This window comes from Rheinheimera muenzenbergensis (assembly GCF_036984005.1).
Classification (GTDB): Bacteria; Pseudomonadota; Gammaproteobacteria; order Enterobacterales; family Alteromonadaceae; genus Alishewanella; species Alishewanella muenzenbergensis.
Genome location: NZ_JALAAR010000001.1, coordinates 26,180 through 45,977 on the forward strand (window position 1 = coordinate 26,180; position 19,798 = coordinate 45,977).

Here is a 19,798-nt window from a genome sequence, read left to right on the forward strand (position 1 = left end):
ACTGACATGCAGCAAGCCAATTTTACCTTTTGTCACCGATTAAAACCGTTAGTCATTTTTTTCCGCCAGCTGTGCAGGCCTGGCTTTATTGTATCAGCGTCAACTAACACAAAAGGACAATAGCATGTTTGCACAAACTGAACTTATGCACCACTTAGGCCAGCTCAGCCCATTTTTCTGGTTAGGCTTTATACCGGCATTTCTGGCGGTGTATTTTTTACCCAGCATTATTGCCAGTTTTCGCAACCGCCAACATCTGGGTAAAATTTTCCTCGCTAATATACCGGCAGGCTTTTCCTGGATTGCCTGGTTGGCACTTATTGCCTGGGCCTTTACCGGTAAACAGAAAAAACCTGCTGAACAAGCCGGGGCTTAGGTAGTACACTGTGTTTACTCAGCATTTTACTATTGAGCCAATGTTTACTTTGCCTGCTTATCGCCAACGTATTGCGTTAAATAACTGCAGCCGCGCCTACTTGTGGGCGCAGCTGATTACTATGCTGGTGTATTTGCTGTACCTGATGGCCTACACTTTGCCTTTTGTCAGTGTTCAGCAACCTGGTTTACTATTAGCGTTTTTACTGAAGTATCTTATCGAGGCGGGCTGTTTTGTCAGCCTTGGCCACCTGCTGTTACGGCCCGGGCTACAGTCTATACAACAGCATGGTATCAGTATCACGTCGTTGTTTAGCTTCGGCCTGATGTTACTGCTGGCCGCGACGCTGCAATCAGCCCTCAGTTACCTGTTAAGCCAGCTTGATGTGTTTAACAGCACAGATCTGAGCCTACTAACCGTCAATAACCCTGAGCAGCAGTCATCGTTTCAGATGACATTTTCCACCACTTTTATCCTGCTCAGTTACGGTATTATGTACGCCGGCATGTATCTGGTGTGGACCTTTGCCTATGTACTATGGCAAAACTGGCAAGCCCGGCGTTTAATGCAACAACAAATGCAACAAGCCCGGCTACAGCAGCTGACAAACCAGCTTAGCCCGCACTTTTTATTTAATGCCTTTAACAGTATCCGCGCGCTGATTTTTGAAGATCAGCAAAAAGCCGCCGATACCGTAACCCGGTTATCTGAACTGTTTCGTTTTCACCTGCAGGCGCATTTACAGCCCGAATCTACGCTGGCACAAGAGTGGCAGTTAACCGAGCAATACCTGGCGATAGAGCAAGTACGGCTGGAACAACGCCTACAATTTAGCTGTGATATTGCACAGCAGTTATCGCAATACAAACTGCCAACACTGAGTTTGCTTACTCTGGTAGAGAACGCCATTAAACATGGCATAGCGCCTAATGTCGCCGCCGGACAATTGCATATAAGCGCCACAGCACACAATAACGGCTGGCGGTTAACGGTAACCAACAGCGTGCAAGCCGATACTGCACAGGCCGGCACTGCTACAGGCTTAGCTAATTTACGCAGCCGGCTGCAACTGATGTACGGCGCAAACGCTACGCTAAAACTGACGCAGCAAAGCGGCCAATTTAGCGCCCAGTTGGAGTTTAGCCATGTATAACTGCCTACTGGTTGACGACGAGCGCTTAGCCCGCAGCGAATTAAAACGCCTGCTAAAAGCGCATCCCCAATGCATTGTTGCCGCCGAAGCACAAAGTGGCGAAGAAGCCTTGCAGCAACTTGCCAGCATGAAAATTGATGTAGTGTTTCTGGATATTCAGATGCCGGGCCTGACCGGCTTGCAACTGGCAGAGCATATTCCCGCTAACACCCAATTTATCTTTTGTACCGCCTTTAACAGCTTCGCGTTAGATGCATTTGAGCTAAATGCGGTGGATTATCTGCTAAAACCTATAGCACCGGAACGGCTTGGCAAAGCGCTGCAAAAACTGCGGCCAGCTAATACTGATATCACACCGCACTTTTTAGCGGAACAGCACGGTATTTTACTTAAGTTCGGTGACAGCCAGCGGGTGGTAAGGCTAAATGAAATCAGCCGTTTTGAAAGCATCGGCAACCATGCTGCAGTGTATACGCCTTATGGCAAAAGCTTTATTCACAGCTCGCTGGCGAAGATTGAACAAAAACTCGACCCGGCGCTGTTTTTCAAAGCCAGCCGGGCCGATATAGTGCGCATCAGCGCCATCAGCCAGATTGAACCGGCAATTGCCGACGGTGGTTTAGTCGCCATCTTACAAGACGGCCAGCAGGTCGATGTCAGCCGGCGTCAGGCGCAGCAGCTAAAACAGCAATTTAGTGCGTTTTAGCTTTACAATTGCTGGCGGTACCATTCGCCTAAGATCAGGCTGGCGGCAACACTAACGTTAAGTGATTCTACCTTGCCGGAGCCTGGTATTTGCAGCGCAATATCGGCGCTTTTGGCCACGTTTTTTGACACGCCAAACATCTCTTCACCAAATACAATCACCACTTTGGCCGGCAGCTGGCTTTGATACAACGAAGTACCACCGTGGCTGGACGTGGTGATCAGCGTATAACCGGCGTCTTTGCACAGCTGTAATGCCAGAGGCAGGTTATCGCAACTTAAGCCGTCGACAAATTCGCCACCACCTTCAGCTGTGCGCAGTGCAGCGCCCGATTGCAACAGCTCCGGTTGCTTCATAATAATGCCGCCCACGCCAAAGTGGGCACAGCTGCGGGTTATTGCGCCTAAATTGTGTGCGTTTTGGACTTTATCTAAGGCGAGTAAACAGTCTTTTTTAATCCCTTTATGTTGCAGGTAATTCGCAAGCGATTGAATTGGTTTACTTTTTACCAGCATCACGATGCCGCCATGATGCGTACTGGCTGAAATTTTCTCTAACTCATCATCTTCCACTATGTGATACGCCTTTTTAGACGCCGCCAGATACTTCATTACGTCTGAAAACTTCGGTGCTACCTTCTCTGAAACATAAAGCCGAATAACCGCTTCTGGCCGCTGTTGGAAAAGCACTCGGCAAGCGTTTGGGCTATACACTTTGATCTCATCGCCCTGCACCGACTTTACGGCTTTCGCTGTTTGAGGTTTTGCAGCTTTAGCGTTTCGATCTTGTTTACCCGCAGAGGCCTTATCAGTTTTAGTCCAAGGTTTATGTAACGGGTTAGCGGCTTTGTTTTTACTCGGACGGTTTTGCGACATCGGTATTCCTGTATCAGCCTAAAGGCCAGCAATCATTATTGCGGCGAATTTTAGCAGCTAAGTCTAGTCTTTACTTGCGTTTTCTATATTCACAAGACGTTATCAACAACTAGGCAAATTCTTAAAACTAGGATGTGGCTTTTTAGATAAATTGTGAAGGCTATAAAAATGGGTATCAATCAATGACGCGTTAATCAAACTGTTAAATTTTTTCTTCAATTAAATAGAATTAATCATGGCCTACGTGCTATCGTCTAACTTACTTATCAATATGTTACAGGACATGGATCATGTTTCAAGAGCTTTTTCAGAAGCATATTGCTAAAGGAATTCTTAGCAGAAAAATGCTTTCTATTGATAACGGGTCTATCGCAATAGCATCCGACGTTGGCCTAACGAGGCAAGCCAACCAAGACAGAGTTGCAGTAATGAAATTTAGCTCCGTCGATGCTTCATATACTCTTTTGTCAGTCGTTGATGGCATGGGTGGTATGAGAGATGGAGAAAAATCCGCCGAGATAGCAATTTCAGTCTTTTTCAACACAGTAATAAACACAATACACCTTGGTCCAGAACTAGCTATATCTAAAGCAACTTTAGCTGCGAATGACGCTGTATTTCAATTTACCAATGCTAAAGGTGGAAGCACTCTCACCGCTATTTTGTTGAGTAACAATGGTGATAACTTTACAGTTAACGTCGGAGACAGCCGAATTTATGCCAGAAAACGGGAATCTCATAAAATCGTTAGATTAAGCATAGATGATTCTCTTGCAGAGGCTGTGGGCGGAAGTGGAACTGAGCTGATTCAATTTATTGGTATGGGCGACGGCATCCAACCTCATATTTCTCGTCTGTCGTCAGATGTAAGCCAAGTTTTTCTAACTACGGATGGCATTCATTATATAGAGCCTGCGACTCTATCAAGCATTGTCGAAAACTCTGATAATGTTATTCAAGTGGTTGAACGACTGGTTGCTACAGCTCGCTGGTGTGGTGGACCAGACAATGCATCTATTTGTGCTGCAGATTTAGAAAACTTAACCTTTAACGAATACTTAACTGAAACAAATGTTGTTCAAGTATCAGATCCAACAAGCACGTTTAATTTTATCCTCGATAAATCAAACATTAACAGCTTAAGCCTAGATTACGTTAGAGCGCGGAATATTATTGAGCCTCATAAAAATACAAGTAAGCATGAAGATACTGATAAACCCAAAGTAGTCAGAAAAGAGCAATCGTCGCTTGATGATACAAAAGAAACGTCAAAAGAACGTCCAAAAAGAAAACGAGCGCGTTCTAAAAAGCAAACCGAAACTGCAACTCCTGAATCGAAAATGCAAATTAAGTTAACAATATGCGACGACGAAAGTAATGAGAATGATGAGGTAAAGGATGACTCTTCAAAATAGATATGAAATCAACGGCAGTAATAGTTCAGGAGGAATGGGAGACATACTTTACTGCAAAGATAATCATCTACAGAGAAACGTTGTCATAAAGCTACTGAAAGACAACGAAGAAGAAAGAAGATTAATTGATGAACAAAAATCTCTATTAAACCTCCGTTCAAAGCATGTAGTTCAACTCTATGACATTGTTCGTATAGACGGAAAAATTGGTTTAGTTCTTGAGTTTATTGAAGGAAAGGATCTCTCTTCAGAATCATTCAAGGATGATATGAACGGATTAGTATCAACACTGTGGCAAATTTCATGCGGTTTGAGAGATATCCATAACGAAGGCATTATTCACAGAGACATAAAGCCAAATAACATTCGGCGAAATCGTAATGGCGTGATCAAAGTTTTTGATTTTGGTCTTTCTAGAAAGTCAGATAGTGCTAAAACGCAAAGTGTAATCGGTACAGTAGTATTCATGGCTCCGGAACTTTGGAAATTAGGCGAAGTGGAATTTACTTCTGCTATTGATGTATACGCTTTTGGGGTTACAGCGCTTGCACTGACACAAGTAAATGTGCCAGAGGGGTTACTTAAATATCCGCCGCAGCCGGTGGGGCTAGGTTGGCTGCAAAACACCCTCCCAGATCTTGACCCCGATATTGTGAGCATTTTGGAAAGATGTCTTGAATATACGCCAAAAGATAGACCCCAAATAGTTGAGGTTGAGCATGCTTTCAGGCGTCATCTGTTAAAAGATCGACATAAAGGTCTTTTGGTAATGGATCAACAAGTCAAAGAACTAAACTGCCACAATAGAAGAGCAAAAATAACTTACACAGTAGGTAATACTTTGCATGGAGAGATAGCAATAGAATATAACGGTTATGATTTCAATGTGATTGCATTTTCTGGCGCTGTATTCGTAAACAATACCGCTGTAACTATTGGGCAAAAACTGCCCGGTGCTTCTGTTATTACGTTAGGTAACGGTAAAAAAAGAGGATTCGTTACTTTCGACATATCAAATCCAGAGGTTGTTTCATGATTGAATCTAACACTTTAATCGCAGGCCGCTATGAAGTACTAAAACATATTGGTTCCGGAGGCATGCAAGACGTTTACTTAGTCAAGGACATATTAATTGGTGGGGCGTTTGCTTTAAAAACTCCACAGCCAGGGCAGAAAGCTAGAAGATTTCAAGCTAGTGCGGTCATTGCCGCAAAAGTGAACCATCATAATGTTGCTAAAACATTAGACTACTTTGAAGAAGGTGGTAATGTTTATCTCGTTGAAGAGTTTGTTGATGGTGAAACGTTAGAAGAAAAAATCAAAAAACGCGCTTTTTTAGACCCTCATTTGGCTGCAAAAACCTTACATTTATTAGCAAAAGGTATAAGAGCATCTCATATTCAAGGCGTTATTCATCGTGACTTGAAACCAAGTAATATTATGGTTGATTCTACTTTAGGGCTGCAAGAGCTTAAGATAACAGATTTCGGCATTGCAACATTAACTGAAGAGGTTTTTAACGAAGCAGCGGAATCTGGTGATATTACTAGATCAACATCAGGCACGGTAAAAGGTGCATTACCATTCATGGCGCCCGAAATGATGTTTAGAAAGCAAGGAGATACTCTAACTTGTGCTGTCGACATTTGGTCGATTGGAGCAATGATGTTTAAGTTGCTTACAGGACAGTATCCATTTGGTGTGTTTCTGGATGCTGCGGTTAACGTTAAAAACCAAGTTAGAGCACCTTGGCCTGATTTTATGACATCAAATCCTCAATTTGCACCTTTAGCAAAAGAGCTTCAGTCTATCATTGAAAGATGCCTTGCATATGCACCCAATAAAAGACCCACGGCAGATGAATTAGTTTCAATGTGCCAAAACCTGTGCTACCTATCTTCTGAACGATTTGAAGGCACCGTATACCGATTAATAAATAATGGATACAGCGGTTTTGCATCAAACCCTGAACATTCAGTATTTTTCAATGTACATAGTATGTACGGGATTAATCAAATCAAAGAAGGCAGTCAAATATCTTATTCAAGATTTCATGGGACACCAAACGATAGAGCACATCCAATAATCGTCTTAAATTAAAAATAATTTTGTTTCAAGTTAAAATGCAAATTTCAAAATAAGTTGCTCGCTACGTTGACCAGATGCTTAAAAAGGGATAACCATTGTTAGTTACAGCATTGAAAGGAATTGATGAATTAAATGTAAATTTAAAGTGCCTTAGCTGCTCGAACTGCGGTGTTATTTACTCTAGACAACCTGTTTCACGTTTATCGTGGATGTGTCCTCATATAGCTTTAGCTATTACAGAAAACGAGTCCGAATTTGTAAAAATACATCCTGAATTCAAGCCCTATATTCCTTTCATTAGACAACATGCCCGCTCAAACACTGACCATTTTTTACCCAATGTTTCAAATATATACAATTGTAATGATGTCACAATATTCCAAAGTCAATTTGATCTAGAAAGACGAAGTCACGAGTTTTTAAGAATCGCGCTAGATAACAAGATGTACACTTTATGGCTACCGGGTTTTGAATGGTGCTTTAACGCTGATGAGATAACAGACCCTCTCTCTGAAAGTAATAAAAGAAGGATTGAAAGACTAATATTTGACAATGTAAACGTTGGATTATTTTACAATTTGAACAGAATTGTTTTGGCTAATCCTGAAGTTACTAAAAGCAAAAAAATTGGTAGCTCAGGTTTAAGATTTATTGGTGTGAACGATGGCAACCAAATCGACTTTCAAGTATCAGCAATCTACAAAGTATCGTCGCAAAAAATCAGATTAAACCTTAAAATTTCAGGATGGCAGAGGATAAAAGGAAGCTCAGTTGCGTATTATGATAAGGCGACTAATTCATTAGATTTCAAACATAAAGCGTTAACTATATTTGAAGAAGCTTTACTTAACTGGTGTAATGAAATAACTAATTACGCTAAATTAATTTCTAATGTTTCAATAACATAGAGCAGTTACTTAGCCGACCCAAAAGTCATAGATTGGTCTACCTCTTTTATGCGGGTTACCCACGCCGTCCAGTGCCAGCAAACAATCGCGTTTACGGCCTTTTTGCTGCAAATAGGCCGCTAAACTTTGTTGTGGCTTGCGTTTTACCAGCAGTACCACGCCGCCGTGATGGCTACTGCCAGCCACTTTTTCCAGCTCAGTGTCATCAACAATATGGTAGGCTTTTTTCGCTGCAGCTAAATACTTCATCACATCAGCAAACTTAGCCGCCATTGGTGCTGAAACGTAAAGCCGGATCAGTGCATCTGGTCTTTGGCTAAATAACACCCGGCAGGCATTTTCACCATACACCTTGCCTTCATCGTCCTGCACTGTGCGTACGGCTTTAACCGGTGGCGTTTTATCCGCTGCCGCACGATGGGCTTTATTAGCAGCAGGCCTGGCGTTTTTAGCGCCGGCATCTTTGGTCCAGGGCTTGTGTAGCGGATTGGCTGCTTTGCCGCCTTTGGTTCTGTGTTGTGACATAAAACATCCTGCGAGCGCCGCATGGCGGCAGTAAATCAATAATGCGGCGGATTTTACCAGCTGCGCTGCAACAATACTTGTGTTTTACGCTCACTGTCCTGGTTACCAGTGCAGACAGCACCAGGCTGATGATAACCAGCGCATATCACAGCCGGGCTACTGCAAGCTTGCAAGCCAGGAAAAACTTTACATTAAAAAAACACCTTTGACATAATTAGATACAGTACTAGAATGTTGGCCGTACCGTTAAACGCCAATTTATAACAGTGTTTTTAAAAAGGATTTTTCAAACGAAGCCTGCCTATGGACCCGATTACACTTATCAATTTAGTGCCCTACACTTTTTTAAACCCGTTGATCCTGCTGGCGTATTTTGTCGCTTTTTCAGAGGACAGCGCGCTTCGTCTGTTAAAGGTTAAGCCTTTTTACCATCTGTCTGGCAACTCACAGCGCATTAATCTATTGGTGTATGCCGGCTTTTGTATAGTGGCAAGCGCCGCTTTTATGGCCTTTAAGCTGGTTGTGTTACTGCCTTTAGCTACAACGCCACTAACCGCTTTAGATATCATGCTGGTGCAACCTGGCTGGAGCTGGCTGTTTGCCTACGTAGTAAGTGCATTTACATTAGCTGCATTGCTTTCCCGCGATGGCTTGGAGGGTAATATCGCCGGCTTTATTTTTGCGCCCTTTATCTTTATAGCCACAATATTATTACTGATAGAGCACGTGCAGTGGCTATTAGCGAGGGTGATCTGATGGAATTAAGCGCTAGCTGGTGGATGTATCTGCTTAATGCTTTTACCCCCGTTTTGGCCATTATAATGCAAGCACATTTAATAGCGGAGCAGCAAAAAGCCGCCAGCGGTAACACTGAGCCGGTCAAAGCCGCAGAGCCTTTACCACCTATCGTGTCGGCTATTGCCGGTTTACTGACACAAGTGATTATGGCTGCCTTTATCTACACAATCTGGCTGGCGGCGCACTGGCTGATATTCTGGTTGCTAAACAAGCCTTTTAATATCTCTGCGTATTTTTACAAACCTGCGCAGCTGGCCTATTGGTTTCCTTATTTATTCGGGCTGTATTTTGCTTGTTATAGCGTTGTTGTCGCCGCCAACCTTAGCTCAACACGATTTAAAATCGTCATGAACAGCGTAAATTTTTTAGGCTTTGCTGCTTCGCTTTATATGGTGGCAGTTACCTATCTGAAGTGGCTGACAATGTAAAACGACTTGTGTTTTTCTGCCTGCGCAGTATGCTGTCGGCCTTTAAATCCGCCACTAAAGGCCCTGTTTATGCTTAGCTATCGTCATAGTTTTCATGCCGGTAACCATGCCGATGTGCTAAAACATCTGGTACAGGTTGCCATTGTTGACTACCTGCTGCAAAAAGATAAACCTTTTTGCTATCACGACAGTCATGCCGGCGCCGGTTTATACAGCTTGCTGGCCGAGCAAGCGCAGAAAACCAGCGAGTACCAGGGCGGTATTGGCAAATTGTGGCAGTATCAGGCGACAAGCCCGGCATTGGCACATTACATTGCATTGATAAAACAGCTGAACCCGGACGGCGAGCTGGCGTTTTACCCTGGCTCACCCAAAATTGCCGCCATGCTGTTACGCAGCAGCGATAGCATTCAGGCTACAGAGCTGCACCCCACTGACTACCCTATTCTGGCAAGCCAGTTTGCCCGCCGCCGCCACAGCCGGATAGAGCATATGGATGCCTGGGCCGGCTTTAAAGCCATGCTGCCACCACTGCATAAACGTGGTCTGGTGCTGATAGATCCCCCCTACGAGCTGAAAACTGAATACCAGGATGTAGTTGCTGGTTTACAAAGCGCTTATCAGCGTTTTCCACAAGCGACTTATGCAATCTGGTATCCGGTGATCGAGCGCGCAGCGGTTGAAGCCTTTATCAGCGCTATTGCCGCCACTGGTATCAAAGATCAGCTGCGCATTGAATATTGCCCGCTACCAGACAGCAGTGGCTTTGGCATGACCGGCAGCGGTATGCTGGTCATTAATCCTCCCTATACGCTGGCCAAAGATATGCAGCAAGCCCTTAGCGAACTCAGCCCGCTGTTAAGTGCCGAAGGGGAATTTCAGGTACACCAACTGGTGCCGGAGTAAACTATGCGTTTTATTATTTTGCTGGCGTTATTGCTACTGAGTAACCCGCTGCAGGCTTTTAGTAAAACCGGCCACCAGCTGGTATGTGCAACGGCCTATCAGCTGGTTAGCGACACGACAAGGTTGCAGATTGACCGCCTGGTTGCCGCCTCGCCCTATCAGCACTTTAACCAAAGCTGCAGCTGGGCCGATGAAGTTCGTGACGACCCGGCTTTCGACTATGCCTCAGTACTGCATTTTGTTAATTTCCCGCGTGATAAACAACAGCTAAGCGCGACAGACTGCCCGGCGCATGGCTGCATTTTATCCGGTATTACTGCTATGCAGCTGCGTTTAAAACAGCAACCCGGCGACTGGCAAGCCTTGCTATTTTTAGCGCATTTTATTGCCGACCTACACCAGCCACTGCACGTCAGCTATGCCGATGATTTAGGTGGCAACCGCACTGCGGTGTATTTTTTTGGTTTGCCGAACAACCTGCATGGTGTATGGGATTTTGCACTGTTAAAACAACTGGGCTATGAAGCAGACAGCAACAAAGCTGCTGCTTTGTTTAACCTTATCAGTGCTGAGCAGCGCTTAGCCTGGCAGCAAGGCGATGTGCTGAGTTGGGCCAACGAATCGGCGGCACTTACCATAGAGATTTATCAGCGCTATAAACCGGGCATGCTTATTGATAACAGCTATGTACAGCATTATCAGGCCACACTGGAGCAACGTATACAGCAAGCCGGTGTGCGCCTGGCACTATTGCTGGATCAGTCTCTTGCGCCCCCTGCTAACTGAGTAGCCAACCAGCTGAACACCTGCTGTTGCTGCTCGGCGTTAAACTCATGGCCGTATTGCGGATAAAGCGATGTAGTCAGTTGCTCTGCAGCACCATGCGCCTGCCATACCTTTGCCAGTTGCTGATAGGCCAGCTCGACACCGGCTTTGGGCATCAGATTGTCCTGGCCACCGTTGATAAACAACATCGCTTTAGGCGCAGCCAGTGACGCTATATCGGCAATATCTAATTTTGCCGCTAAACCCGGGTGCAGCATATAAAACGCCGACTGGCCCTTGAGAATATTATTGCCAGGCGTAATTAAATGCCGGTAGCTGTTTAACCAGGCTATCGCCACACCCGCTTTGATATCATCAGTTAAGGCCGCCAGTTGCCAGGCCCGGAAGGCCCCCATCGAAAACCCCAGCACCGCCAGCCTTGTGCTGTCGGCCTGAGGTAACTGCTTAATAAACTGTAGCAGGCGAATATCTTCGTAAGCGGCCATGCCGGCCAGCGAGCGGCCCAGCATAAACATATTGGCAGCCAGCGCCTGCTGCGCCTTAAACTCAAGCGGGCCGCGCTCACTCCAGCCAAAAGTATCTGCCGCCACAACCAGATAGCCTTGTCTGGCCAGTGCATCACCGACAAAATTACCGCTGAAGTATTTATCGGCCCATTGCTGCGCGGATGCCTGACGTGGATCGCCGGCAAAGGGTTTGAGCCATTTTTCTTTGCCGATATCAAAGCGGGCGCCGTGATCATGCAGTAGTAACAATGCCGGTACCGGCTTGGCCACATCAGGTTGCAATAACATTAACTGCACCCGGCTTTGTTTGGTGAGTTGCACCGACCACAGCTGGGCGCTGTACCCGTCACGCACTTCGGTTTTTAGCAAGCTGGCGGCAAAATCAACCGGTTCATCCGGCCACAACAATGCTTCACGTAATGCCGCCCGCCCCTGAGCGCGCCAATGCTGTATATCGTTAAAGCGCGCTGGTTGCCAGCTTAGCGGATAGTGTTGTGCTGGCAATAACTGCTGATAAAAATCCGGTAATTGCTGCTCAATCAGCTGATCTGCCTGCAGTGGCAACGCCAAAACCAACAGTAGTAATGCATAGCGCATTAACGGATCCAGCCCTTGCTGATTTGGCGAAAGGTGTCAGTGCCACAGCACTGCAGCCATTCAAATGCCAGCATCTCCTGGCTGATGATTTGTGCGCCGGCTTGCTGCATCCGGCTCAGCGCCAGTTGCTTGTTTTGCTCGCTACGCGAACCCACCGCTTCTACTACCACAAATACCTGATAGCCCAGCGCCAGTAAATCCAGCACCGACTGCAGCACACAGACATGGGCTTCAGTGCCCAGCACTACAATTTGTTTACGCCCGGCACAGGCCAGACTGCTGACAATATGCGGCTCTTTCAGCGCGCTAAAATGCATTTTTTGCAGTACCTGCGCCGCAGGAATAAGCTCTGCCAGTGCCGGCAATGTCGCGCCTATACCCTGCGGATATTGTTCGGTGGCCCATACTGGCACTTCCAGTTGTACGGCCACCTGCAGCACCCAGGCCGCCGCCTGCTCTACCGCTTTACTATCAAAAATAGCCGGAGCCAGTTTTTGTTGCATATCAATCAGTAATACCAGGCTTTGTGAGGCTTGCAGTAACATAGCAGTTCCTGTTAATGAAAATCGCGCGAGGACAGCTTAAGTTCGGCCAAAAGTGCCGATAAGTCAACCAGCTTACCGGCGATAATATGGGTGACGTCGCCTTCGCGCTGTAAAATGCCATCCACCTGTAAAATAGTGGCGGTTAAAAAGCTTTTTTGCTGTGCCTGTGCCGTCGCCAGCCATACCAGCACATTGGCCGTGCCGGTTTCATCCTCCAGCGACATAAAGGTGACTCCGGCCGCGGTGCCCGGCCGTTGGCGTAACGTTACCAGGCCACTGACCCGTACCGGGCTGTTGTGCCGCACCCTGTACAATTCGTCAACCGGTACGCTGCGCGGTAATTTACCGGCCTGGCGCAGCAATGCTAACGGATGCGTTGCCAACGTAAGGCCGGTGGCGGCGTAGTCTTCCAGCATTTCTTCTACTTTACCTGGCGGCGCTAAATAAGCCGGCGTCGTTTGTGCTACCTGTGCCGCTGTTGATTGCCGCTCCGGCTCAGTAGCAAACAGCGGCAGACTGTGCTGCGTGTCCAGCAATTGCCAGCGGCTGTTGTACCTATCACCACTGATACTGTTTAGCGCATTGGCACTGGCCAGTGCCTGTAAATCGCCGCGGCTAAGCCCGGTTTGCCGCAGTTGCGTTATATCACGATAACCGCCGGAGGGACGCAGCTGTAACAGTAACTGCGCTCCGGCCGACGATAAGCCCTTAATCTGTCGCAGGCCCAGCCGGATGGCCTTACCTTGTTGCTGCAGGCAATAATCCCACTGCGACTGATTAACACACAGCGGCAACAACTCGACGCCATGTCGGCGGGCATCCTGCAGCAGCTGCGCCGGGCTGTAGAAGCCCATCGGGTAACTGTTCAGCAAGGCGGTGCAAAACGCAGCCGGATAGTAGTGCTTCAACCAGGCCGAAACATAAGCCAACACCGCAAAACTGGCCGAATGCGACTCCGGAAAGCCATATTCACCAAAACCGCAAATTTGCTGGTAAATACGCTCGGCAAAGTCCAGCGGATAACCGCGCCTTTGCATACCGTCTATCAGTTTATGTTTAAACTGCAGCAGTTCACCGGTTTTCTGCCAGCTGGCCATGGCACGGCGCAACTGATCGGCCTCGCCGCCACTAAAGCCGGCTGCCACCATCGCCAGTGCGATAACCTGCTCCTGAAATATCGGCACGCCCAGAGTGCGTGCCAGCACGTCTTTTACTGCCTCTGACGGATAGTCCACCGCCTCTTTGCCATCACGCCGTTTTAAATACGGGTGCACCATATCGCCCTGAATTGGCCCGGGTCGCACTATGGCAATTTGCACCACCAGATCGTAGTAACAGGCCGGTTTAAGCCGTGGCAGCATGCTCATTTGCGCGCGTGACTCTATCTGAAACACGCCAACCGTATCGGCTTTTTGCAGCATCTGATACACAGCGGCATCATCGCCCCTGGCACTGATACCGGCAATGCTTAAGTCTTGCTGCTCATGTTGCTTTAGCAACGCAAAGCACTTGCGGATAGCCGTTAGCATGCCCAGCGCCAACACATCCACTTTTAGCAGCTGAAGTGTCTCCAGATCATCTTTATCCCACTGGATCACGGTTCTGTCGGCCATGGCGGCGTTCTCTACCGGCACCAGTTCATACAAGGGCCCTTGTGAGATAACAAAACCGCCGACATGCTGCGATAAATGCCTTGGCGCCCCCCGCAGTTGCTCCACCAGCGTAACCAGCTGCTGTGTGGTTTGGCTAGTGCTGTTAAGCCCCAGCGCCGCCAGTTGCTGTTGCCAGCTTAATGCCGGGTCGCGCCGCTGAATATTTTTCACTAAGAAATCCAGCTGACTAATCGGCAGCCCCAGCGCTTTGCCAACATCACGCAGCGCGCTTTTAAAGCGGTAGCTTATTACCGTAGCGGCCAGCGCGGCGCGTTCCCGGCCGTATTTCTGGTACAGATACTGAATCACTTCTTCGCGCCGCTCATGCTCAAAGTCGACATCAATATCCGGCGGCTCCTGGCGTTCGCGCGACAAAAAGCGCTCAAACAGCACCTGAATTTTTTGTGGATCGACGGCGGTAATTTCCAGGCAATAACACACTACCGAATTGGCCGCCGAGCCCCTGCCCTGATACAAAATGCCACGCGCTTTAGCAAACTGCACCAGATCATAGATAGTGAGAAAAAAGTATTCATAGTTAAGCTCAGTGATCAGTGCCATTTCTTTGTCGATAATGGCCTGAACCCGCGCAGTTATGCCGTCAGGAAACCGGACTTGGCTGCCCCGGGCAACCAACCGGGCCAAATAACCGGCTGCCGTTTCACCATCGGGCACCAGCTCGCTGGGGTATTGATACTTAAGTTGATCCAGTGAGAAAGTGCAGCGCGCGGCAATAACACAACTTTGCTGTAGCAACTCAGTGCTGAACAGTTTTTCCAGCTTCGCCAAAGGCCGCAGGGCACGTTCGGCATTGCTTAGCAGCTGCCGGCCCAGTTCGGCTATAGGTTTACCGGCTTTAATGGCACTGACACAATGTTGCAGCGCCAAGCGCTGCGGGCTATGCATCAGTACAGCGCCACAAGCCACAACGCTAAGCTGATGCTGCCGGGCCAACTGCTGGCAATAGAGGTTAAAGGCGGCTTCATTATGGTTAAGCTGGCGGCGCATTGCTAACCACAGCCGCTCGCGGTGATACTTTTGCAGCCAATTGGCCCAGTGTGTATCACTGTCGCTATCGCCAGCGGGTAACCACAACAGCAGGCACTGTTGCAGCGACATAAGATCCCACTCAGTTAAGCAATATTCGCCTTTACTGCTACGCCGCCGGGCGTTGCTGATCACCCGGCACAGTTCAGCATAAGCCGCCTTATCCGGGCACAGCAATACCAGCTCAAGTTTATCCAGCTGAAAATAACTGCCCACAATCAGCTTAATGTTTAGCTGCTGCTCCTTTATCTGCCGGTAGGCCCGCACTATACCGGCAACCGAGCATTCATCGGTCAGCGCCAGGGCTTCATAACCCAGCGCTGCAGCCTGCTGCACCAGTTCCTGCGGGCTGGAAGCGCCGTGCAAAAAACTAAAGTGGCTTTGACAAAACAATTCAGCGTAGGCCATAACACGCAGCTAACTAAATAAACCGTGCACAAACCACTGCTGCTGTGCAGTACGGTATAACCATAGCCACTGGCCTTGCTGGTTGCGGCCAATAAAATAATCACGCTGGGCTGCCAGTTGCCAGCCGTCCGCACACAAACGCTCCGGGCCGCTGTTTATCTCTACCGCTTCATGCAGTCGCCGTGGCTGTGGTAATAAAAATGCCGGTCGCTGTAGCAAGGCACCGGCCTGCGGCCTGGTTGACAACAACGGCAAGGGCCGGCCACTGGCGTGCTCGGGTAAATGCTGGTTTTGCAAGCTTAGCCCGCTTATTGCGCCGCGGCCCAACCTGGCTTGCAATAAAGACACCAGCTGCAAAGCGGAGATATTACCCTGCTGTGGCGCAAATAAATCGTCGCTTTGCGCCTGCTGTGGTGCAAATTGTGTTACCTCAAGCTGCAAGCCATACACCGGCGCCGTCAGCTGGCTGCTTTCCAGTTGCAACTGACACAGCCTAAGCCAGTTAACCGCGCGATATTCTCCCTGAGCCGAGCCAATACTGTAGCTTTTTGTTGCGCGGTCACGGCTATACAAATGCAGGGTCAGTTGATGGCATAAAGCATTATTCCGCTCAAGTTGTTGTTCAAGTTGCTGCAATAGCTTTTGCAGCGGCACACTGAGCACTGCCACATCGCTGATGTCATACAACAGCTCCAGATAACGGCTAAAACCGGGCTCGGGCCGGATATAATCCAGTGCATGAAAAAACTCACCGCGTAAACGGCCAAGATAACTGATTAAGCGGTGATCAAAGCGCCGTGCCAGTTCAGCCGCCGATAACGCCAGTAAACGGCCCAGAGTATCAATGCCCAGCCGCTGCAGCTGCTGCTGCATCTTTGTTTCCAGCTCAGTAAAGCTAAGCGGGCTGCGCTTTAGGGCTTTATCTGTCACGGCATGATCGGCAGTTAACTGGTTAAATTGCTGCAGTGCCAAACATTTAGCGGCAAAGGGTGTAGCTGCGCTGGCATAAGCATAACGATACGGCAGCCGTTTAAGCCCGCCCAGCAAGGCGCTCCGGTAGCCATCCAGGCCATGATACAGCTGCAGCATACTGCAGCCGCGTAAATACAAGCCGGCTGGCGGATCTGGCGCAATTTCACCGCTTAGCTGATACAACTGCTGCGCAATTGCCATTAACAGCGCCTGCTGTTGCTGCTCCTGATAGGGAATAAGCTGCAGGTTGTGGCACAGTGCTGCAGCAGTAGCCAGCCCCATCCGCAGCTGCACCCCTTGCGCAGCTGCCTGTTCATTTAACTGAATAATACTATGCTGCGTATCCACCACCGCCAGCGGCAAAGTTTGTTGCCCGGCCTCTGCTAAGCTATCGCACTGCAGCGCCGGAAAATGCAGATACACATACAGCGCCATTTCAGCCAGCCTTACGCTGTGGCAACGCTGTACTAGCTGCCGGCAAATACAACGCCGGCCAGTGCTTTTGCATATCCAGCACAAAATCTGCCGTCGGCCAGCCGCCTTTGCGTTTATGCACACGAAGTTGCAAACCCTGCCGGTGCGGTTTCAACTCCAGGCTTAAATTTACCGGCAAACTTAGCCCGGCTGCCGGCCGGCGCAGCAACACCAGGCTGGCCGCCCCCTGCTCTGCTGCCAGTTGTAAACGTCGGGCCAAAGCCAGCTTCAGCAGCGGCTGCCATAGCAATACCACAGCACAACAACCGCTTTGCAGGCATTGCTCGGTAGCCCACAACGCTTCTTTGCTGGTTTTTGGCGTAATAATTACTAATTGTGACAAGCTGATACCGGCTGCGGCCAGCATATCGGCGCAGGGTTCTGCCGGAGGGGATATCAAAACCAGCAAACGGCCAAGGCTATGCTGCTGTTGTAAGTAAGGCAGCAATAAACGTAGCTCGCCTATGCCCAATTCTGTTTGAATATCAATTAAACCGCTGGCCGGAAAGCCTCCGGCCAGTTGCTGATCCAGCTCACTGTAACCGGTCGCCACCGCCTGATATGCCGCCTGCTGGCTATTGCCGTGCCATAACAATTGCCGTCTGGCTAACTGTGCTAATATCGCCGACATAATGCACCCCAATACACTGTACATTAATACAGTATATACTGCGATAAGCAGGATGCAACCGCAACCTTAATCGCGGCGTTGCAACAGGGTTAGTACTTCGTAGTGGCTGCTGTGGGCAAACATATCAAACAATTGTACTTTCAGTAGCTTATATTCTGGCAAAGCTGCCAGATCCTGCGCCAGCGTTTGCGCATTACAGCTGGAGTAAATTAACCAGTGCGGCGCTAAGCGTTGTATATCTTTGCACAGTGCTTCGCCCAGCCCCCGCCGCGGCGGATTTACCACCAGTAAGTCCGGAGCCTCAGCCGCAGCACTGGCAAAGGCAGCGGAATCCAGCGCCTGAAACTGCACATTCGTAAAACCCAGCTCTGATGCAGAACGGCTGGCACTGGCGATAGCCGCCGGCGCTATTTCAATGCCAGTCAGGCTCTGTCCAGCCTGAATCAGGTGCAAGCCAAAGCCACCGACGCCACAAAACAGATCCCAGATGCGCTTAAATTTGCCCTGCAGCTGCAACTGCGCCGCCCAGTCTGCAGCCGTCTGATACAGGCTGGCGGCCATAACCGGCTGAGTTTGAAAAAAACTTTGCGGCGTTAAATACAGCGGCACCTGATTTAACTGCTCGGCCAACAGCGTTTGCTCTGTCAGGATAATTTCTTCTTCGCCTTCCAGCAGTGCCGCAGGCAGCGGCTGCAGGTTAACTGAACACACCTCCAGCTGTGGCCACTGCGCCAATAACCAGGGCAGATGCTTTTGCACCGACGCCAGGCAGTTTTTGGAGCGCAGCACCAAACGCAGCATAAAACGGCCACTGTGCCGGCTTTGGCTAAGTAAAATAAACTTCAGCTCGCCGCGCCTTGCAGCAATATCGTAAGGAGTTAGTTTTGCGCGTTGAATAAAGGCTTTACACAATTCAAAGGCCGGTGCAAACGCCGGCGGATATAACGGGCAGTCGGCCAAATCAACCGCTTCTCCCTGTGCATTAACAATGCCCAGCATTGGCTGTTCTGCTGTGCCCAGTGCCACCATCTTGGCTTTATAGCGAAAGCCCTGCTCTGCCGATGCTACCGGCTCAAACAACTGTGCCGGCTTAAACGCTGCCAACAAGGTTGTGAGTTGTTGCTGCTTTAACGCCAGCTGTTGTGGGTAAGGTTTATCCAGCCAGTGGCAAGACAGACAGCGTTTCGCTGCAAAATGGTGGCAATGCATAATATCTCCGGGCCAGACCGCGCTATTTTACTGTGTCAGCACAGTACAACAAGCAAAAAATCTATAGCCATACAGCAAAAGAAAACCTGCTGTTATCACCGTGTTGCTAAAAGATCCGACAACCGCTAGTATGCGCGCATTTCAATAATGTATTAAGGGATAACATGAAAAACGTTTTAGGTGCATTGTCAGTAGTTGCGGCGTTGTGTGCCATGCCGGCTCTTGCTGATACCGAACATACCGGCTTTTTTATCGGTGGCGGTGTCAGTAATTTCGACTTGGACATTAAGTATGTCAACGAAGACCTGTCAGCAACCGGTTTTACTCTTTATGGCGGCTATAACTTCAGCAACTGGTTTGGTATTGAAGCCAGCGTCAACGCCGCCACAGACTTAGGCGATAACAACTCGGATCTCACAGCCGCAGCTATTATTGTAGGGCCTAAATTCAGCTACAACCTGAACGACACTATCACCTTGTTTGCCAAGGCAGGCCTGGCCAGTGTCGCAGTTGTCGACAACTATTATGCTGAAGATAGGGGAGATTGGGATTGGGGTGATGAAGCCGACTACAGTGGCTTAGGTTACAGCTATGGGCTGGGTAGTCGCTTCGCCGTCACTAAACACCTGAACATCCGTCTGGCATATGAATATATCAGTGCAGAATTGGATGCAGACTCCAGCTACTTCTACGATATTGATACTGAGCTGTCAGTATTCAGCCTTGGATTGCATTATCAGTTCTAAACCACTGTCACTGTAATCAGTTTAACAGTATGGCAATTGCCGGAGTA

20 protein-coding genes are annotated in these 19,798 nt (G+C 48.5%); 12 read left to right on the forward strand and 8 right to left on the reverse strand.

Annotated elements, in window-relative coordinates; genetic code table 11:
* Positions 1–124: 124 nt before the first annotated feature.
* Genes MN202_RS00135 through MN202_RS00145 form a run of 3 tightly spaced genes read left to right on the forward strand, consistent with a single transcriptional unit; the run spans position 125 to position 2,235 of the window.
* The gene (locus tag MN202_RS00135; RefSeq protein ID WP_335734051.1) at positions 125–376 is read left to right on the forward strand and encodes a superinfection immunity protein; all 252 of its coding nucleotides are present in this window, start codon (positions 125–127) and stop codon (positions 374–376) included.
* A 10-nt stretch (positions 377–386) separates the two neighbouring features.
* The gene (locus MN202_RS00140; RefSeq protein ID WP_335734052.1) at positions 387–1,529 is read left to right on the forward strand and encodes a sensor histidine kinase; all 1,143 of its coding nucleotides are present in this window, start codon (positions 387–389) and stop codon (positions 1,527–1,529) included.
* On the forward strand, positions 1,522–2,235 hold the full coding sequence (locus MN202_RS00145; protein WP_335734053.1) for a LytR/AlgR family response regulator transcription factor: 714 nt from the start codon (positions 1,522–1,524) through the stop codon (positions 2,233–2,235). Before MN202_RS00140 ends, MN202_RS00145 begins: the two co-directional genes overlap by 8 nt.
* 2 nt (positions 2,236–2,237) lie before the next feature.
* On the opposite strand, the gene MN202_RS00150 is transcribed toward MN202_RS00145, so the two are convergent.
* Positions 2,238–3,110 carry a tRNA/rRNA methyltransferase gene (locus tag MN202_RS00150; protein WP_335734054.1) on the reverse strand — a complete coding sequence of 291 codons (873 nt, stop codon included), beginning with the start codon at positions 3,108–3,110 and terminating at the stop codon, positions 2,238–2,240.
* A gap of 290 nt (positions 3,111–3,400) precedes the next feature.
* Between MN202_RS00150 and MN202_RS00155 the strand changes: the two genes are divergently transcribed.
* From MN202_RS00155 to MN202_RS00170, 4 genes are all read left to right on the forward strand, one after another.
* Positions 3,401–4,525: a PP2C family protein-serine/threonine phosphatase gene (locus MN202_RS00155; RefSeq protein WP_335734055.1), complete on the forward strand. Its 1,125-nt coding sequence runs from the start codon at positions 3,401–3,403 to the stop codon at positions 4,523–4,525.
* A complete protein-coding gene (locus MN202_RS00160) occupies positions 4,509–5,561 on the forward strand; it encodes a serine/threonine-protein kinase (protein WP_335734056.1) in 1,053 nt (350 codons plus the stop codon). The genes MN202_RS00155 and MN202_RS00160 overlap by 17 nt, the downstream gene beginning before the upstream one ends.
* Positions 5,558–6,625: a serine/threonine protein kinase gene (locus MN202_RS00165; RefSeq protein WP_335734057.1), complete on the forward strand. Its 1,068-nt coding sequence runs from the start codon at positions 5,558–5,560 to the stop codon at positions 6,623–6,625. Before MN202_RS00160 ends, MN202_RS00165 begins: the two co-directional genes overlap by 4 nt.
* An 83-nt stretch (positions 6,626–6,708) precedes the next feature.
* Positions 6,709–7,521 carry a hypothetical protein gene (locus tag MN202_RS00170; RefSeq protein WP_335734058.1) on the forward strand — a complete coding sequence of 271 codons (813 nt, stop codon included), beginning with the start codon at positions 6,709–6,711 and terminating at the stop codon, positions 7,519–7,521.
* A gap of 9 nt (positions 7,522–7,530) precedes the next feature.
* Here the strand turns inward: MN202_RS00170 and MN202_RS00175 are convergent, their stop codons facing one another.
* Entirely contained in the window at positions 7,531–8,046 is a 516-nt protein-coding gene (locus MN202_RS00175; protein WP_335734059.1) for an RNA methyltransferase substrate-binding domain-containing protein, read from the reverse strand.
* Between the two features lie 303 nt (positions 8,047–8,349).
* Here MN202_RS00175 and MN202_RS00180 point away from each other — a divergent pair, with 303 nt between their 5' ends.
* The 4 genes from MN202_RS00180 (at position 8,350) to MN202_RS00195 (ending at position 10,964) form a co-directional block, all read left to right on the forward strand.
* Positions 8,350–8,802 (forward strand): hypothetical protein, encoded by a 453-nt coding sequence (locus MN202_RS00180; protein WP_335734060.1) that lies wholly within the window; start codon positions 8,350–8,352, stop codon positions 8,800–8,802.
* Positions 8,802–9,272 carry a hypothetical protein gene (locus tag MN202_RS00185; RefSeq protein ID WP_335734061.1) on the forward strand — a complete coding sequence of 157 codons (471 nt, stop codon included), beginning with the start codon at positions 8,802–8,804 and terminating at the stop codon, positions 9,270–9,272. Before MN202_RS00180 ends, MN202_RS00185 begins: the two co-directional genes overlap by 1 nt.
* A 69-nt stretch (positions 9,273–9,341) precedes the next feature.
* Positions 9,342–10,178 (forward strand): 23S rRNA (adenine(2030)-N(6))-methyltransferase RlmJ, encoded by an 837-nt coding sequence (locus MN202_RS00190; RefSeq protein WP_335734062.1) that lies wholly within the window; start codon positions 9,342–9,344, stop codon positions 10,176–10,178.
* Between the two features lie 3 nt (positions 10,179–10,181).
* Positions 10,182–10,964 (forward strand): S1/P1 nuclease, encoded by a 783-nt coding sequence (locus MN202_RS00195; RefSeq protein ID WP_335734063.1) that lies wholly within the window; start codon positions 10,182–10,184, stop codon positions 10,962–10,964.
* On the opposite strand, the gene MN202_RS00200 is transcribed toward MN202_RS00195, so the two are convergent.
* From MN202_RS00200 to rlmC, 6 genes are all read right to left on the reverse strand, one after another.
* A complete protein-coding gene (locus MN202_RS00200) occupies positions 10,937–12,067 on the reverse strand; it encodes a dienelactone hydrolase family protein (protein WP_335734064.1) in 1,131 nt (376 codons plus the stop codon). The two genes, MN202_RS00195 and MN202_RS00200, sit on opposite strands and share 28 nt — an antisense overlap.
* Positions 12,067–12,612: a hydrolase gene (locus tag MN202_RS00205; protein ID WP_335734065.1), complete on the reverse strand. Its 546-nt coding sequence runs from the start codon at positions 12,610–12,612 to the stop codon at positions 12,067–12,069. The genes MN202_RS00200 and MN202_RS00205 overlap by 1 nt, the downstream gene beginning before the upstream one ends.
* An 11-nt stretch (positions 12,613–12,623) precedes the next feature.
* Complete coding sequence (locus MN202_RS00210) at positions 12,624–15,719, reverse strand: error-prone DNA polymerase (protein ID WP_335734066.1); 3,096 nt, start codon at positions 15,717–15,719, stop codon at positions 12,624–12,626.
* 9 nt (positions 15,720–15,728) lie between these two features.
* A complete protein-coding gene (locus MN202_RS00215) occupies positions 15,729–17,126 on the reverse strand; it encodes a Y-family DNA polymerase (protein WP_335734067.1) in 1,398 nt (465 codons plus the stop codon).
* A 1-nt stretch (position 17,127) separates the two neighbouring features.
* Complete coding sequence (imuA, locus tag MN202_RS00220) at positions 17,128–17,796, reverse strand: translesion DNA synthesis-associated protein ImuA (RefSeq protein ID WP_335734068.1); 669 nt, start codon at positions 17,794–17,796, stop codon at positions 17,128–17,130.
* A 66-nt stretch (positions 17,797–17,862) separates the two neighbouring features.
* Positions 17,863–19,005 (reverse strand): 23S rRNA (uracil(747)-C(5))-methyltransferase RlmC, encoded by a 1,143-nt coding sequence (gene rlmC / locus MN202_RS00225; RefSeq protein WP_335734069.1) that lies wholly within the window; start codon positions 19,003–19,005, stop codon positions 17,863–17,865.
* A gap of 164 nt (positions 19,006–19,169) precedes the next feature.
* On the opposite strand from rlmC, the gene MN202_RS00230 reads away from it, so the two are divergent.
* Positions 19,170–19,751, forward strand: coding sequence for a porin family protein (locus MN202_RS00230; protein ID WP_335734070.1), 582 nt, complete (start codon positions 19,170–19,172; stop codon positions 19,749–19,751).
* The last annotated feature ends 47 nt before the right edge of the window (positions 19,752–19,798 follow it).

Excerpts from the sequence above, each read along its gene's own strand:
- MN202_RS00135 (WP_335734051.1), top strand. The coding sequence starts at position 125 with ATGTTTGCACAAACTGAACTTATGCACCACTTAGGCCAGCTCAGCCCA.
- MN202_RS00145 (WP_335734053.1), top strand. The coding sequence starts at position 1,522 with ATGTATAACTGCCTACTGGTTGACGACGAGCGCTTAGCCCGCAGCGAA.
- MN202_RS00150 (WP_335734054.1), bottom strand. The coding sequence starts at position 3,110 with ATGTCGCAAAACCGTCCGAGTAAAAACAAAGCCGCTAACCCGTTACAT.
- MN202_RS00155 (WP_335734055.1), top strand. The coding sequence starts at position 3,401 with ATGTTTCAAGAGCTTTTTCAGAAGCATATTGCTAAAGGAATTCTTAGC.
- MN202_RS00160 (WP_335734056.1), top strand. The coding sequence starts at position 4,509 with ATGACTCTTCAAAATAGATATGAAATCAACGGCAGTAATAGTTCAGGA.
- MN202_RS00165 (WP_335734057.1), top strand. The coding sequence starts at position 5,558 with ATGATTGAATCTAACACTTTAATCGCAGGCCGCTATGAAGTACTAAAA.
- MN202_RS00175 (WP_335734059.1), bottom strand. The coding sequence starts at position 8,046 with ATGTCACAACACAGAACCAAAGGCGGCAAAGCAGCCAATCCGCTACAC.
- MN202_RS00180 (WP_335734060.1), top strand. The coding sequence starts at position 8,350 with ATGGACCCGATTACACTTATCAATTTAGTGCCCTACACTTTTTTAAAC.
- MN202_RS00185 (WP_335734061.1), top strand. The coding sequence starts at position 8,802 with ATGGAATTAAGCGCTAGCTGGTGGATGTATCTGCTTAATGCTTTTACC.
- MN202_RS00190 (WP_335734062.1), top strand. The coding sequence starts at position 9,342 with ATGCTTAGCTATCGTCATAGTTTTCATGCCGGTAACCATGCCGATGTG.
- MN202_RS00195 (WP_335734063.1), top strand. The coding sequence starts at position 10,182 with ATGCGTTTTATTATTTTGCTGGCGTTATTGCTACTGAGTAACCCGCTG.
- MN202_RS00200 (WP_335734064.1), bottom strand. The coding sequence starts at position 12,067 with ATGCGCTATGCATTACTACTGTTGGTTTTGGCGTTGCCACTGCAGGCA.
- MN202_RS00205 (WP_335734065.1), bottom strand. The coding sequence starts at position 12,612 with ATGTTACTGCAAGCCTCACAAAGCCTGGTATTACTGATTGATATGCAA.
- MN202_RS00210 (WP_335734066.1), bottom strand. The coding sequence starts at position 15,719 with ATGGCCTACGCTGAATTGTTTTGTCAAAGCCACTTTAGTTTTTTGCAC.
- MN202_RS00215 (WP_335734067.1), bottom strand. The coding sequence starts at position 17,126 with ATGGCGCTGTATGTGTATCTGCATTTTCCGGCGCTGCAGTGCGATAGC.
- imuA (WP_335734068.1), bottom strand. The coding sequence starts at position 17,796 with ATGTCGGCGATATTAGCACAGTTAGCCAGACGGCAATTGTTATGGCAC.
- rlmC (WP_335734069.1), bottom strand. The coding sequence starts at position 19,005 with ATGCATTGCCACCATTTTGCAGCGAAACGCTGTCTGTCTTGCCACTGG.
- MN202_RS00230 (WP_335734070.1), top strand. The coding sequence starts at position 19,170 with ATGAAAAACGTTTTAGGTGCATTGTCAGTAGTTGCGGCGTTGTGTGCC.